Source organism: Paenibacillus sp. CFBP 13594 (assembly GCF_014842675.1).
Lineage (GTDB): Bacteria > Bacillota > Bacilli > Paenibacillales > Paenibacillaceae > Paenibacillus > Paenibacillus amylolyticus_B.
Window position 1 is genome coordinate 361,061 of the sequence record NZ_JACYVQ010000001.1, and the last position, 13,867, is coordinate 374,927.

The 13,867-nt window shown below is 42.7% G+C and carries 12 protein-coding genes; 11 read left to right on the forward strand and 1 reads right to left on the reverse strand.

Annotated elements, in window-relative coordinates; genetic code table 11:
• Positions 1-161: 161 nt before the first annotated feature.
• From IFU39_RS01865 to IFU39_RS01895, 7 genes are all read left to right on the forward strand, one after another.
• Positions 162-722 (forward strand): AAA family ATPase, encoded by a 561-nt coding sequence (locus tag IFU39_RS01865; RefSeq protein WP_105599273.1) that lies wholly within the window; start codon positions 162-164, stop codon positions 720-722.
• A 58-nt stretch (positions 723-780) separates the two neighbouring features.
• Positions 781-1,086: a hypothetical protein gene (locus IFU39_RS01870; RefSeq protein ID WP_105599272.1), complete on the forward strand. Its 306-nt coding sequence runs from the start codon at positions 781-783 to the stop codon at positions 1,084-1,086.
• A gap of 224 nt (positions 1,087-1,310) precedes the next feature.
• Complete coding sequence (gene licT / locus IFU39_RS01875; protein WP_105599271.1) at positions 1,311-2,153, forward strand: BglG family transcription antiterminator LicT; 843 nt, start codon at positions 1,311-1,313, stop codon at positions 2,151-2,153.
• Positions 2,154-2,320: 167 nt separating this feature from the next.
• On the forward strand, positions 2,321-4,258 hold the full coding sequence (locus IFU39_RS01880; protein WP_105599270.1) for a beta-glucoside-specific PTS transporter subunit IIABC: 1,938 nt from the start codon (positions 2,321-2,323) through the stop codon (positions 4,256-4,258).
• A gap of 445 nt (positions 4,259-4,703) precedes the next feature.
• Complete coding sequence (locus IFU39_RS01885; protein WP_105599269.1) at positions 4,704-6,617, forward strand: beta-glucoside-specific PTS transporter subunit IIABC; 1,914 nt, start codon at positions 4,704-4,706, stop codon at positions 6,615-6,617.
• 34 nt (positions 6,618-6,651) lie between these two features.
• Positions 6,652-8,094: a 6-phospho-beta-glucosidase gene (locus tag IFU39_RS01890; protein ID WP_105599268.1), complete on the forward strand. Its 1,443-nt coding sequence runs from the start codon at positions 6,652-6,654 to the stop codon at positions 8,092-8,094.
• A 314-nt stretch (positions 8,095-8,408) separates the two neighbouring features.
• Positions 8,409-8,807 carry a RidA family protein gene (locus IFU39_RS01895; RefSeq protein ID WP_091020576.1) on the forward strand — a complete coding sequence of 133 codons (399 nt, stop codon included), beginning with the start codon at positions 8,409-8,411 and terminating at the stop codon, positions 8,805-8,807.
• 121 nt (positions 8,808-8,928) lie between these two features.
• On the opposite strand, the gene IFU39_RS01900 is transcribed toward IFU39_RS01895, so the two are convergent.
• Positions 8,929-10,089: a S8 family peptidase gene (locus tag IFU39_RS01900; RefSeq protein WP_091020575.1), complete on the reverse strand. Its 1,161-nt coding sequence runs from the start codon at positions 10,087-10,089 to the stop codon at positions 8,929-8,931.
• 220 nt (positions 10,090-10,309) lie between these two features.
• Here IFU39_RS01900 and IFU39_RS01905 point away from each other — a divergent pair, with 220 nt between their 5' ends.
• The 4 genes from IFU39_RS01905 (at position 10,310) to fabD (ending at position 13,765) form a co-directional block, all read left to right on the forward strand.
• Positions 10,310-10,825 carry a GNAT family N-acetyltransferase gene (locus tag IFU39_RS01905; RefSeq protein WP_091020617.1) on the forward strand — a complete coding sequence of 172 codons (516 nt, stop codon included), beginning with the start codon at positions 10,310-10,312 and terminating at the stop codon, positions 10,823-10,825.
• A gap of 50 nt (positions 10,826-10,875) precedes the next feature.
• The gene (locus IFU39_RS01910; protein WP_091020573.1) at positions 10,876-11,334 is read left to right on the forward strand and encodes an SMI1/KNR4 family protein; all 459 of its coding nucleotides are present in this window, start codon (positions 10,876-10,878) and stop codon (positions 11,332-11,334) included.
• A gap of 74 nt (positions 11,335-11,408) precedes the next feature.
• A complete protein-coding gene (locus IFU39_RS01915; protein WP_105599267.1) occupies positions 11,409-12,266 on the forward strand; it encodes a Cof-type HAD-IIB family hydrolase in 858 nt (285 codons plus the stop codon).
• A gap of 293 nt (positions 12,267-12,559) precedes the next feature.
• A complete protein-coding gene (gene fabD, locus IFU39_RS01920; RefSeq protein ID WP_105599266.1) occupies positions 12,560-13,765 on the forward strand; it encodes an ACP S-malonyltransferase in 1,206 nt (401 codons plus the stop codon).
• Positions 13,766-13,867: the final 102 nt, after the last annotated feature.

Below are 13,867 nucleotides of genomic sequence, written 5' to 3' on the forward strand. Positions count from 1 at the left end.
GTAAACATATGTAATTTAAGATAAGAGATTTCAAGCCCTCACGCATTGAGGGATTCACTTGAAACCTCTTTTTTATTTGCACTAAAGGAGGTATCATAGAGTTTAATGTCCATAAAATTGAATTAATGGAATGAACGCTACCTTGTCAGGAGTGATCGAAAATGAAATTAGTGATTATTTTTGGCCCACAGGCTGTGGGCAAGATGACGGTGGGGCAAGAGCTGGAGAAGATAACAAAGCTAAAATTGTTTCATAACCACATGACGATTGAAATGGTGTCTCCTTTCTTCAGCTATGGTACACCACAAGGCAAAAGACTGGTGAGTCTGTTCCGTCAGGAGATTTTCGAGGAAGTGGCGAAGAGTGACCTGCCGGGTTTGATTTTCACATTTGTGTGGGCTTTGGACGCGGAGTCAGATGGTGAATACATCCGTAAGATCAGTGAGTTGTTTACATCCCAAGGGGGTCAGGTCTGTTATGTGGAATTGGAGGCCGATGCATCGGAAAGACTAGAGCGCAATAAAAGTCCGCATCGCCTGCTACACAAGCCAACAAAACGTGACATAGCTTGGTCTGAGCGAGATTTACTTGATACGATGAAGCTATATCGACTGAACTCGGAACCGGGAGAAATCAAGCATGAGCACTACATACGGATTGATAACACACACAAGAGCCCGGATGAGGTGGCAAAGTTAATTCAGGAACGATTTAATTTATAACCTGATGAAACGTTTATCTTAGCAGGGTAGATATGTTATATGAGAGGGGCATTACATCATGTACTTTGTTTTATTTTTGCTCATAGGACTTGTTTTATGTTATCTGATCCCATTCGGTCCGATTTTGGCTGGGGGCATTGTTTTCGCCCTTGTGATAGATCATTACCGCCAAACGATGCATATGCGTGAAGATATCCGAGACATCAAGAATCAACTGGGACTAATGAACAAAGGCGAGGCGCAGGAGTATGAGATGGATAAAGAATACACGCAAGTCGATCGTTTGGATTCAGAACAGATGGACATGATTAATCGAAGAATTGAAGCGGAACTGGAGAAAGAAAGCAAAAACAATAAACCGTGAATCCCTGTAAAATAATTCTTGATTTGCTCACTCCTGTGAGTATATATACCTAGATCGGGAGTCATGCTAATACGATATTAACTTTATGTTGCACTGTGTAGAAATTTGTAATAATATGAGGGAAGCGCGTACAACATATCGGGTTGTAACTGTTGAATCAGGCAAAGCCGTATACCTTGAGAAAAGGGATTGGTTTGTCTTTTTCTGTATATTGGAGTGATAAAGTGAAAATCGAGAAGGTGCTGAACAATAATGCTGTAGTTGCGATGAATGCCGAACAACAGGAAGTTATTATCATTGGCCGGGGGATTGCTTATCAGAAGCGGGCGGGTGATATGGTTTCCGAGCAGCATATCGACAAGATATTTACTTTACAGAATGAAGATATTCAGGAAAACTTCAAGGCATTAATCTCAAGCATTCCTTTGGAATACATGAAAGTATCCGAGGAAATCATCGCTTACGCCAAGCTAAAACTTGGCAAGAAATTAAATGAGAGCATCTACTTACATCTCACAGACCATATTCACTTTGCCATTGAGCGGTATCGTAAGAATCTGCCTATACGCAACGGGTTGATCTGGGAGACAAAGCAGTTATACAAAGAGGAATATGAAGTCGGAATGGAAGCGCTCAATATGATCTGTGATCAGTTTGGTGTGATCTTGCCCGAGGACGAAGCCGGATTTATGGCACTTCACTTTGTCAATGCAGCGTTGAATGAGGAAATGCCCAACATCAAGAGTATGACGCAGGTCATGCAAGAAATTTTGACAATCATCAAGTATCATTTCAAAATTGATTTTGATGAGAACTCACTGACATTTTATCGCTTTGTGACGCATTTGAAGTTTTTCGCTCAACGTTTGGTGAAGGGAAAACATTACAAGAGCAACAACGATGATGAACTGTTCCTGATGATTCAGAAAAAGTATCCGGCAGCGCACAAGTGCTCGGAGAAAATCAAGAAATTCATTGAAAGCAACTACACGTATCAACTAACTGACGAAGAATTGATGTACTTAACGATCCATATTGAGAGAGTTGTGAATGCAACTACTGAATAATCCCATAGATCAGCTTGCAGGGTTGCAACCACTAGGGCAAAACCTGAACGCTTGAATGACAGAACATACCGTTAACCGGATGTTCCATACATTCAGATGTTCAGGTTTTTTTATTCTCTCCAATATGCTTTGAATCCGTGTCTAGCCAGAAAGGAAGAAAAGACTTCATGAAACACGAGCAATTAGCCAAGGACATTCTGTCTGGCGTTGGTGGTAAACAGAACATTAACAGCGTAGTGCACTGTGCGACCAGACTTCGTTTCAAATTAAAAAATGACAATAATGCCAAAACAGACGAACTCAAAAATCTACCTGGAGTCATAACGGTAATGCAAAGCGGGGGGCAATACCAGGTAGTTGTGGGTAACGAAGTGTCTGATGTGTATAAAGCCTTGTTACATGTGGGTAATATGAATGCGGATGAACCGGTCTCAACTGATGAGTCAGAATCTTCCGGTAAAAAAGAGAGTCTCTTGGGTCAGTTTATCGACTTGATCTCGGGTGTATTTACACCAATTCTCGGCTTGCTTGCTGCAACAGGGATGATCAAAGGTTTCCTGTCCATGTTTACTTCTCTCGAATGGCTGGACCCGGCTTCAGGAACATATCAATTGTTGAATGCTGCAGGAGACTGTCTGTTCTACTTCTTCCCAATCTTCCTGGGTTACACAGCTATGAAAAAATTCGGTGGATCTCCATTCCTCGGGATGGCCATCGGAGCATCACTTGTATATCCGACCTTATCCGGTCTTAGCGGTGGAGAGCCGCTATATACGTTATTTACAGGCACATTGTTTGAATCTCCGATTCACATCACGTTCCTGGGTATTCCCGTGATCTTGATGAGTTATTCCTCATCCGTAATCCCGATTATTATTGCTGCTTATTTTGGAGCAAAGGTAGAAGCATTCTTCAAAAAGATCATTCCTTCTGTTGTGAGAACGTTCCTCACGCCATTTTTTACCATTCTGATTGTTGTACCTGTAACATTCCTCTTGATTGGTCCAATCGCAACATGGGCAAGTCAGCTGATTGGTGCCGGGGTATCGGGCATCTATGACTTGAGTCCGTTGGTGACTGGTATTGTTGTTGGTGGATTGTGGCAAGTATTGGTTATCTTCGGGTTACACTGGGGTATCGTACCAATCATGTTGCTCAATCTGTCCACTCTGAAAGCAGATCCGATTCTGGCGATGATGTTTGCTGCTTCTTTTGCTCAGATTGGTGCCGTTCTTGGGGTTATGCTTAAAACGAAAAATACCAAACTCAAATCACTGGGTGTTCCTGCCTTTGTGTCCGGGATTTTCGGTGTAACTGAGCCTGCTATTTATGGTCTTACTTTGCCACTGAAAAAACCATTTATTATGAGTTGTATTGCTTCTGCAACCGCTGGTGGTATTATTGGCTTTGCAGGTTCCAAAATGTTTGTATTTGCTTCAGGAATCTTTGGTGTTCCAGCGCTGATTAGTCCCACAGAGGGGATCAACTATGAATTCTGGATGGCCATGATTGCCACTATCATTGCTTTTGTACTAGGTTTTGTTCTCGTTTATTTTGTAGGATTCAAAGATCCTGCTAATCCAGAGGCTGCCAAACAGGCTCCAGAGCCAGTAAAAGAAGAGAAGGCAGCACTTGAGCCTAATCCGAACAATCGTTACGAAATTGCCAGCCCAATGACGGGTGAGGTAGTTCCTTTGCAAGAAATTAATGATGCTACATTTGCTGGTGAACATATGGGTAAAGGGATTGCTATTCGCCCAACCAGTGGGAGAGTTGTATCCCCGATTAATGGTGTGGTACAGACGATTTACCGTACCAAACATGCGATTGGACTTGTAGATGATCAAGGTGTAGAGATTCTGATCCATATTGGTCAGGATACGGTACAGCTCAAAGGTCAGCATTTCACTGCCCATGTGAAAGATGGAGATCGTGTGAGTGTTGGCGATCTGATCGTTGAATTTGATCTGCAAGCCATTATTGAGGCGGGTTATGAGACCGTAACACCGATTATTGTAACTAATACGGCTGATTATTTGGACGTGGTTGCTACAACAAATCGTGAAGTGCAAGAAAAGGATAAATTGGTTACGGTTATTGGTTAATTCTGCTTTAGTGCGTATTTATAAATGTGAACATCATGAAAAAAAAGGGACCATTTCGATACTTTCGAAGGGGTCTCTTTTTTCATTTTTGGTCACTCCAATGTATTTGTGGAATTAATAAAAATAAGTGTTGCAAACGTAGTTCAGATGTACTATGATGAGTTCAAGAAGTAAGCGCATACATCAATCGGATTGTAACTGTTCAATCAGGCAATGCCGACCATCCTTAGTTCATAGGGTATGGAATGTAACTTACTTTCGTTATCCAAATAATTAAATACCAATGTGTACAGCCTTACAGGGTTGCAACCGTTAAGGGCAAAACCTGAATTGCTGAATAACACGACTGATTTCCGGACGATCCGGTATGTTGTGTATGTTCAGTGGTTCAGGTTTTATTTGTTTCAAAAGTCATGGGGAGTCTACTTAGAGAGGGAGAATTACAATGAGCAACTACGATCAATTAGCTAAGGACATTCTGTCAGGTGTAGGTGGTCGAGACAATGTAAACAGCGTATTCCATTGTGTAACAAGACTGCGGTTTAAACTGAAAAATGAAAGCGTAGCCAAAACGGAAGAACTTAAAAATCTGCCAGGTGTTATTACTGTCATGCAAAGTGGTGGACAATATCAGGTCGTTATCGGCAACGAAGTGCCGGATGTATATAAAGCAGTTGTTAAGGCGGGGAATTTCCCAACCGAAGGTCAGTTTGAAGAGGAAGCAGACAACTCAGGCAAGAAAGTTGGATTGTTCAGTCGATTTATCGACATGATCTCCGGTGTGTTCACACCATTACTCGGTTTGCTGGCTGCAACAGGTATGATTAAAGGTTTTACAGCGATGTTTTTATCATTCGGATGGCTTACGGATACTTCCGGAACGTATCAACTGTTGAATGCAACGGGTGACTGTCTGTTCTACTTCTTCCCGATCTTCCTTGGTTACACGGCAATCAAGAAGTTTGGCGGTTCACCGTTCCTGGGTATGGCGATAGGCGCCTCGTTAGTTTATCCTACGTTGTCTGGGTTGACTGCCGGGGATCCATTGTACACTCTGTTTGCAGGTTCATTGTTTGAATCACCGATTCACATCACGTTCCTGGGGATTCCGGTCATTCTGATGAGCTATTCAACATCGGTTATTCCAATCATTATTGCTACTTTCTTCGCTGTTAAAATTGAAAGATTCTTCAAAAATATCATTCCTAAAGTCGTAAGCACGTTCCTTGTTCCATTCTTTACTTTACTCGTTATCGTTCCAGCAACGTTCATTCTTATTGGTCCAGTATCCACATGGGCGGGTCAGTTGATTGGGGCGGGAGCAACAGGTATCTACGAATTAAGCCCAGTTATTACTGGTTTGGTTATTGGTGGATTGTGGCAAGTGTTTGTATTGTTTGGTCTTCACTGGGGACTTGTTCCTGTCATGCTTCTTAACTTGAGTACATCTGGTGCTGACCCAATAATTGCAATGTCATTCGCAGCTTCCTTTGCACAGATTGGTGCTGTGCTTGCAGTGATGTTCAAAACAAAGAATACGAAATTAAAATCTTTAGGTATTCCTGCATTCATATCGGGTATCTTCGGTGTAACTGAGCCAGCCATCTACGGTCTGACACTTCCACTGAAAAAACCGTTTATCATGAGCTGTATTGCAGGTGGTATCGGTGGCGGTATTTTGGGATTAGCTGGTTCGAAATTATACATCTTTGGTGGACTGGGAGTATTCGGGTTCCCAAGCTTCATTAATAAAGCTACAGGTGTTGATTCCGGATTCTATATGGCTCTGGTGGCATGTGGCATTGCATTCATCCTTGGTTTTATTCTGACGTATGTGGTTGGATTCCAAGACAAAGTAGAAGCTAAACCAGCTCCAGTACCTGTACTTGATCCAAATCCGAACAGCAGATACGAAATTGTAAGCCCAATGGCTGGTGAAGTCGTTGCACTGAAAGATATTAATGACGTAACGTTTGCAGGAGAGCACATGGGTAAAGGGATTGCAATTCGTCCAACCAGCGGTAGAGTGGTATCTCCAATTACGGGTATTGTTCAAACGGTATATCGCACGAAACATGCCATTGGTCTTGTAAGCGATGATGGTGTAGAGATGCTGATCCATATTGGTCAGGATACGGTGAAGCTGAAAGGTGAATATTTTACAACCCATGTGAAGGACGGAGACCGTGTTAACGCAGGTGATTTGATTGTTGAGTTTGACCTGCAAGCGATTAAGGATGCAGGATATGAGACGGTTACACCGATCATTGTCACGAATACTTCCAATTATCTGGACGTTGTAGGAACGAAAGATGCATCTGTTCATGAGAAAGATAAATTGATCACGGTATTAAGCTAATTGAAATTACAGATGGTTTAGGAGGTACTCCTCAATGAATGAAAAATTTACAGCCTTCCCGGAGAATTTTCTCTGGGGAGGAGCAACCGCAGCGAATCAATTGGAAGGTGCCTATCTGGAAGGTGGCAAAGGTTTAACAACGGTAGATCTGATTCCGATTGGTGCGAATCGATGGAATATTGCTCTGGGTAATCTGGATTCATATGAGCCAAAAACAGGGGAATTCTATCCTTCACATGAAGCCATTGACTTCTATCATCGATATAAGGAAGATATTGCGTTATTTGCAGAAATGGGATTCAAGTGCCTCAGGCTTTCAATAGCCTGGGCACGGATTTTCCCTAATGGGGATGAAGCGGAACCAAATGAAGCAGGCTTACAATTTTATGATGATGTCTTTGATGAGTTATTGAAATACAACATTGAACCTGTTGTGACGATCTGTCATTTCGATGTACCTGTGCATCTGGTCGAGACTTACGGCGGTTGGAAGAATCGTAATATGATCGGTTTCTTTGAGAAATATGCGACGACGCTATTCAATCTATACAAGAATAAAGTGAAATACTGGATGACGTTTAATGAGATCAACATGTTGCTGCATCTTCCGTACATTGGAGCGGGTATTGTTCTGCAGGATGGTGAAAACAAAGATCAGGTTCTGTATCAGGCAGCACATCATGAATTGGTAGCCAGTGCACTTGCGGTTAAAGCTTGTCATGAGATTATTCCTGGTGCACAGATCGGCTGTATGCTAGCGGCTGGAATGGTCTATCCATATAGCTCTAACCCGGATGACGTATGGAAGGCTATGGAGAAAGACCGCGAGTCGTTCTTCTTCATCGATGTGCAGTCGAAGGGAGCATATCCGGGTTATACCAAAAGATTTTTCAGAGAAAATGACATTCAGATTGAGATGCAACCAGAAGACCAAGATATCTTGATGCAGAATACAGTCGATTATATTGGTTTTAGCTACTATGCAAGCCGTTGTACCAGTACAGACCCTGAGATTTTGAAAGATTCGACAGAAGGCAATGTATTTGGTTCGGTGAAGAACCCTTATCTGCAAGCTTCCGAGTGGGGATGGACCATTGATCCCAAAGGACTCCGTATTACATGTAATCAGCTTCATGACCGCTATGGCAAACCGTTGTTTATCGTAGAAAATGGACTTGGCGCAACCGATGTGTTGTTAGACAATGACTCCGTTGAAGATGACTATCGCATCGAATATTTGAATAGTCATTTTGCCGAGATGGCTGAAGCGATTCAAGATGGTGTCGAGCTGATAGGTTACACAAGCTGGGGACCGATTGACCTGGTCAGTGCGGGTACCGGAGAGATGAAGAAACGTTATGGCTATATCTATGTAGACCGAAATAATGATGGTACGGGCACACTTCGCAGAGTGAAAAAGAAGAGTTTTCACTGGTACAAAGATGTCATTGCAAGTAATGGCGCACAATATTTCTAATACAAGGTGTTCGATGCTATAGAATAAACAAAGAGCAGTCTCGTTATAACGGGATTGCTCTTTGTTTATGAGGGGATGAATTTGACCCCTGATGTGGCTTTCCGATATAATAAAGAAATGAAGAGAATCTTGTCACTTAAGAAGGGAGGAGCATCCACTCATGAAGAAAAAATCACTTGCGTTTATATCTTCGGGATATGGATACTCCACTGCTGTCTTTTTCTAGAATCTATTCCAAGGGTGAAGTCTGCCCAAAATCGGAAGGAAACTAGGAAATAACGCAGAAAAATCTTAAGAATGATGAGGTAATCCAGATGAATATGGACAAAATTACTAGAACAAATCCAGAAAAAATGCCAGCTCCTGTAGGGCAGTACACGCATATTACAAGAATCCCGAGGAATGCAGAGTTATTTGTGACTTCGGGTCAAATTGGAGCAGATCATAATGGACTTTTTCCAGAGAGTCTGAATGAGCAAGTCACTAATACATTTAATAATATTAAAACAGTGCTCGAATCTGAGCGTTTAGATGCTGAACATATTATCAAAGTGAACGTATGGGCAACCGAGGAAATCGATTGGGATTTCTTATATGCCGAGTGGGGACAATTATTTAGTACGGATTATCCTGCAATGACGATTGGATATATTACGGCGTTAGGTTTACCAGAGATTAAAATTGAAATAGAGCTTTGGGCAGCAAAAGTTTAACCTCGAATACTTTTTAACCAAACGAAGGAGCATCTTACTTACAGATGCCCCTTCGTTTTTTAATTTGTGTAAAAATGGAAAGGATATGCCCTGTGTGCAATCATGAGCGATAGTAGGTGTATTATGGCACCTGTAAGCTCCGATAGGCATTCAATCGTCCATACGTCCAGTAGACTCCGGAGCCGGATACTGGATCAGAAGCAAAGCATAGTGCATCCCGAATCTGGGCATTGGTTTTACCTTGTGCAGCGAGAAGTGCAGCTACTCCAGCCACATGTGGTGCTGCCATGGATGTTCCACTTAGGTAGGCATAGGAACCACCCAGATAGGTGGATAGGATGGTATCTCCTGGTGCAGCCATATCGACCCACGAACCATAGTTGGAGAAATTGGATTTGAGATCGGAAGGATTGGTTGAAGCGACAGCTATGACGTTGGGATACGATGCGGGTACGATCGGGAATGTAGTGTTGTCGTTGCCGGCTGCAGCAATAATTACGGCTCCACGATCCCAGGCATACTGCACAGCAGCTTGGAGGAATGCGTCTCCCATCGGACCACCAAGGCTCAGGTTAACCACCTGTACACCGTTATTGGCAGCATAGACAAGACCGTTACCCACATTACCGACCGTTCCTTGCCCGTTGTTATCCAGGACCCGGAGCGGAACGATGGATGCAAGTGGTGCAGCGCCTGCGATGCCCACCCCATTGTTGGTAACAGAAGCAGCGATCCCTGCTACATGTGTACCATGTCCGTTCCCGTCTTCAGGGATATTATCATAATCAACATAATCGTAACCGGGGATGAGCTTGGAAGCCAATTCTGGGTGGTTTAGCTGTACACCAGTGTCGATAATGGCGATTTTAACAGAGCTGTTACTTTGAGTGATATCCCATGCAGCGGGTGCATTGATTTTGGACAGGTTATACTGGTAAGGGAAGAAAGGGTCGTTAGGGGTGAAGGAAGCCTCAACAAGGTAATTTGGCTCTGCATGTTCAATCAACTCATGATCTTTGTAATGTTTCAGGATCCGGTGCATTTTTTTGCGGGATTCCACACGGTACCAACCCAAATCCTCGTATGTTTCCGCGACTTTACATCTCCCTTTTTTGTGAAGGGTGTGCATCTCATCTGGTGTTGTACCTTCCTTGAATTTGACTAAGAGCTGCTTGGGGGCATGTGGGTGAAACTTGCTCTCGGCACGTTGGTCCAGAAAACGATACACGAACACGATTATTGCTAGCGAAATGAAACCAAAAACACCTAACCATAACCACATTTGCGTTTCTCCCTCCAACATGGATTGTGACACGCCTTATCGTATGCGAACTCTATCAGACTGTGAGGGCATGTTTTTAATTTGGTTAGTAGTGTAGATAGATTGATAGGAAGGGATAAATTCGGTAAGATGATATGAAGTGAGCCGCTTTGGCATGAACAAGATTTAAGGCAGGGCCGAGAGGTAGCTCCTAATACAGAGGATAAGGAATGTGGATTTATTGACACAACTTCAGAGTATACCGACAGTCACACCAGTTCAGGCACACCAGATTCATGATGCCATTGATTTTGCCATGCGTGTACGCAGAGAAGTGTTTCCCATGATGGATCACACGAGGTTACCTGTGGATTTCGAGCAGTTCACAGAACATTATCTGGAATCCAATGAATCGATTTTTCTTGTTGCAATGACAGGGGATGCGGGCATCGTCGGAACGATTGGGATATTACCATATGATGGACGTATTCAGGCCGTGGACGGCCGATATGCAGCCCAGTCCGCAGCCGAAATTGTGAAATGTTATGTAGATCCTGCGTATCGCAGATACGGCATTGGTTCCCTGCTGGTAAAAGAACTGGAGAATGTGGTGAAGGATATGCACTATACGACACTCTACTTGCATACACATCGCTTCTTGCCAGGAGCCGTAGATTTCTGGAAACGTCAAGGGTATACGGTTATTGCTGAGGAAAATGATGACTGGCAAACTGTACATATGGACAAGTTGGGATGAAGGTAATCATAACCAAATGACATTACAATGGTATTGGAGGAGATCTATCCATGTATTCAAGTCTGATTGAGAAACTGGAGCATACCGAGGTTATACGCTGGTTCCCGAATCATCAAGTTCAAGAGAGCTGGATTACCGAAATTGAACAGGAGTTGGGCTTTCCGTTACCTCCGTCCTATCGCTGGTGGCTTCTGAATTATGGCATAGCGATGTTAAGTGGAACCGGAATTCTGACCATATCGCCTCCAGAACACCGAGAGTATGCGGACACTGATATTTTGTATAGATACCGACTTGCCGACGAAGACACGAAGAAGGAAGGGAAGCTGGAACTGTTTGTACCGGACGAAGATGAATATTACTATTTTGATACGCGGACGGCAGATCACCTTGGAGAGTACAAAGTGATGCGTTTGGATTATTTTAATGGGGAACCTGAAGTATACGCGGATTCTTTTGCCGAATTTTTGGAGAAGTTGATCGATCAGCGAACACCACGGAATAGGTAATTTTGTAAAAGGAAAATGCCTGTCGGCACTCGCACGGTTAGACATAAACAACATACATGATGGGGGCTAGGCAGATGAACAAAACGAAGCGAAAAATTGTTTTTATTGATATTGATGGCACATTGGTCGACGATGATGGAAACATTCCGTTGTCAGCACAGAAGGCTTGTAAACAGGCCAGAGAGAACGGATATCTGCTCTATTTATGTACAGGCCGATCCAAAGCAGAAATTTATGATTCCATCTGGGATGTCGGATTCGATGGTCTGATTGGTGCAGGTGGGGGTTATGTTGAGTTTGGCAAGGATGTGTTATATCACAAAAGGGTAACAGCGGAAGATGTTCGACATATGGTCGATTTCTTTAATGAGAATGGCATTGACTTCTACCTTGAATCCAATTCGGCATTGTACGCGAGTAGCAATCTTCAACCTCACCTGGAACGCCGTATCTATGGCGATGTGGAGAATGACCCTGTAGCCAGAGAGAAGAAGGAGCTGAAACCGCACCCGTTTATTGCCGGATTGACGTATGGAGAGGCCGATCTGTACAAGGATGATGTGAACAAAGTATGTTTCTTGGAGAGCTCAGCTATCCCGTTTGAGCGAATCAAGCAAGAGTTTGAAGGGAAATTCGAAGTCATTCAGTGCACTGTGCCGATCTTTGGTGAAGGAAGTGGTGAACTGATGATCCCTGGCATTCACAAAGCCATTGCGATCGCCGATCTGCTGAAGCATCTGGGCATGTCCCAAGAAGATACATTTGCCATCGGTGATGGCATGAATGATGCCGAGATGTTGGAATTTTGTAACATCGGCATTGCCATGGGTAATGCAAAGCCAGGTCTGAAAGCCATTGCAGATGATATTACTGGAACAGTAGAGGAAGATGGATTGTATCATAGTTTTGTGAAGTATGGATTGATCACTTGATAAAGTAATGAGACAATCTGGAAAACGGGTAATACGTACACCCTTTGTCCCAAAACTTATTTTAGATCCTGCATATATTATTGCAGGGTCTTTTTTTCACGTCCGTTGCAGTATAGGATTCCAGGTAAGGAGAATCGTGAGTTTCCGTTCATAGAAATAGATGACCCTCCTTTTGACTTTATTATTGCATAACTCCTAATGAAAGTTTATTATAAATTTTGAAAACAAGGAATTTATTGGTTTTATGTTGTCGAAGTGCATGAAATATAAAGTTGATACATGGAGGATGCTGGATGAGTAATGTAGCTCTGTTGTTTCCTGGACAAGGTTCTCAGATGGTTGGGATGGGTAGAGACTTTTGGAATAACTTCGATGTGGCTAAGAAGTTATTTGAAGAAGCCAGTGATGCCATTTCTTTCGATTTGAGAAAGTTATGTTTTGAAGGTAGCATGGCTGATTTGACAATGACAATGAATGCTCAGCCTGCACTTTTGACTGTTAGTGTCATTGCTTATCAAGTTTATATGCAAGAAATAGGGATGGAACCCGCTTATTTGGCTGGGCATAGTTTGGGAGAATATTCGGCTCTGGTATGCGCAGGTGTTCTCTCATTTCATGACGCCATTAAACTGGTAAGACAACGAGGGAGTATTATGCACAATGCAGACTCGGATCAGAAAGGTACCATGGCCGCCATTTCAGGTATTCATTTAGATACACTTCAAAACATATGCGAACAAGTTTCCACGATCGAGCGTCCTGCTTGTGTGGCTTGTATGAACGCTGGCCAGCAGTTTGTCATTTCGGGACATCGGCACTCTATACAAGAAATTATTAAAAGGACAGAAGTTTTGAGAGCGAAACATTCTTATATCAATGTAAGTGGTCCCTATCATTCTCCCATGATGCAAACCGCAGCAGAACAATTCAAAGTTGAATTGGATCAATATCAATATGCCCATGCAATATACCCGATTATTTCCAATGTTACAGCAGCACCCTATGAGTCTGATCGATCTGTCGTTGATTATTTAAACATGCAGATGACGATGCCTGTAAGATGGTCAGAGTCTATGCTCTATCTGGTTGCAAATGGGGTTACTGAAGTTATAGAGTTGGGTTCTAAACATGTGTTAGTTAGTCTTACGAGCAAAATAACGAAGCGTATTGTACCTTACTCGCTAAGCCAGCCTTCCGATTTACTAATGCTTACCAATACACAAGAAAGGAAAAATAAACGAATATCGATTCGTAAAAAGTTGTTATCAGAACTAACAGTAACCGCACTGATTTCACGGAATTATAACCCAGATTCGATATCATACACCCAAACGGTTGAGCCATTATTTCACCAATTACAACGGGCAAAGGAACAAGTAAACAACAATGAATATGAACTTAGTGAAGAAGAGATAAATGATGCTCTACAGGTATGTCATTCCATTATTATAGCAAAAAAAATTCCATTGGATGGAACCGCGTTGATTGATGCAATCTAGTACTCGTTCTGTTCTTTTGCAAGATCTGTATTACAGCGACAGACTGCCTTTTTATAAGGTAGTCTTTTTGTCTTTTAATGCATCTGAACTTGTTGAAGCTTC

Coding starts and splice junctions, on each gene's coding strand:
- IFU39_RS01865 (WP_105599273.1), top strand. CDS start 162: ATGAAATTAGTGATTATTTTTGGCCCACAGGCTGTGGGCAAGATGACG.
- IFU39_RS01870 (WP_105599272.1), top strand. CDS start 781: ATGTACTTTGTTTTATTTTTGCTCATAGGACTTGTTTTATGTTATCTG.
- IFU39_RS01880 (WP_105599270.1), top strand. CDS start 2,321: ATGAAACACGAGCAATTAGCCAAGGACATTCTGTCTGGCGTTGGTGGT.
- IFU39_RS01885 (WP_105599269.1), top strand. CDS start 4,704: ATGAGCAACTACGATCAATTAGCTAAGGACATTCTGTCAGGTGTAGGT.
- IFU39_RS01890 (WP_105599268.1), top strand. CDS start 6,652: ATGAATGAAAAATTTACAGCCTTCCCGGAGAATTTTCTCTGGGGAGGA.
- IFU39_RS01895 (WP_091020576.1), top strand. CDS start 8,409: ATGAATATGGACAAAATTACTAGAACAAATCCAGAAAAAATGCCAGCT.
- IFU39_RS01900 (WP_091020575.1), bottom strand. CDS start 10,089: ATGTGGTTATGGTTAGGTGTTTTTGGTTTCATTTCGCTAGCAATAATC.
- IFU39_RS01910 (WP_091020573.1), top strand. CDS start 10,876: ATGTATTCAAGTCTGATTGAGAAACTGGAGCATACCGAGGTTATACGC.
- IFU39_RS01915 (WP_105599267.1), top strand. CDS start 11,409: ATGAACAAAACGAAGCGAAAAATTGTTTTTATTGATATTGATGGCACA.
- fabD (WP_105599266.1), top strand. CDS start 12,560: ATGAGTAATGTAGCTCTGTTGTTTCCTGGACAAGGTTCTCAGATGGTT.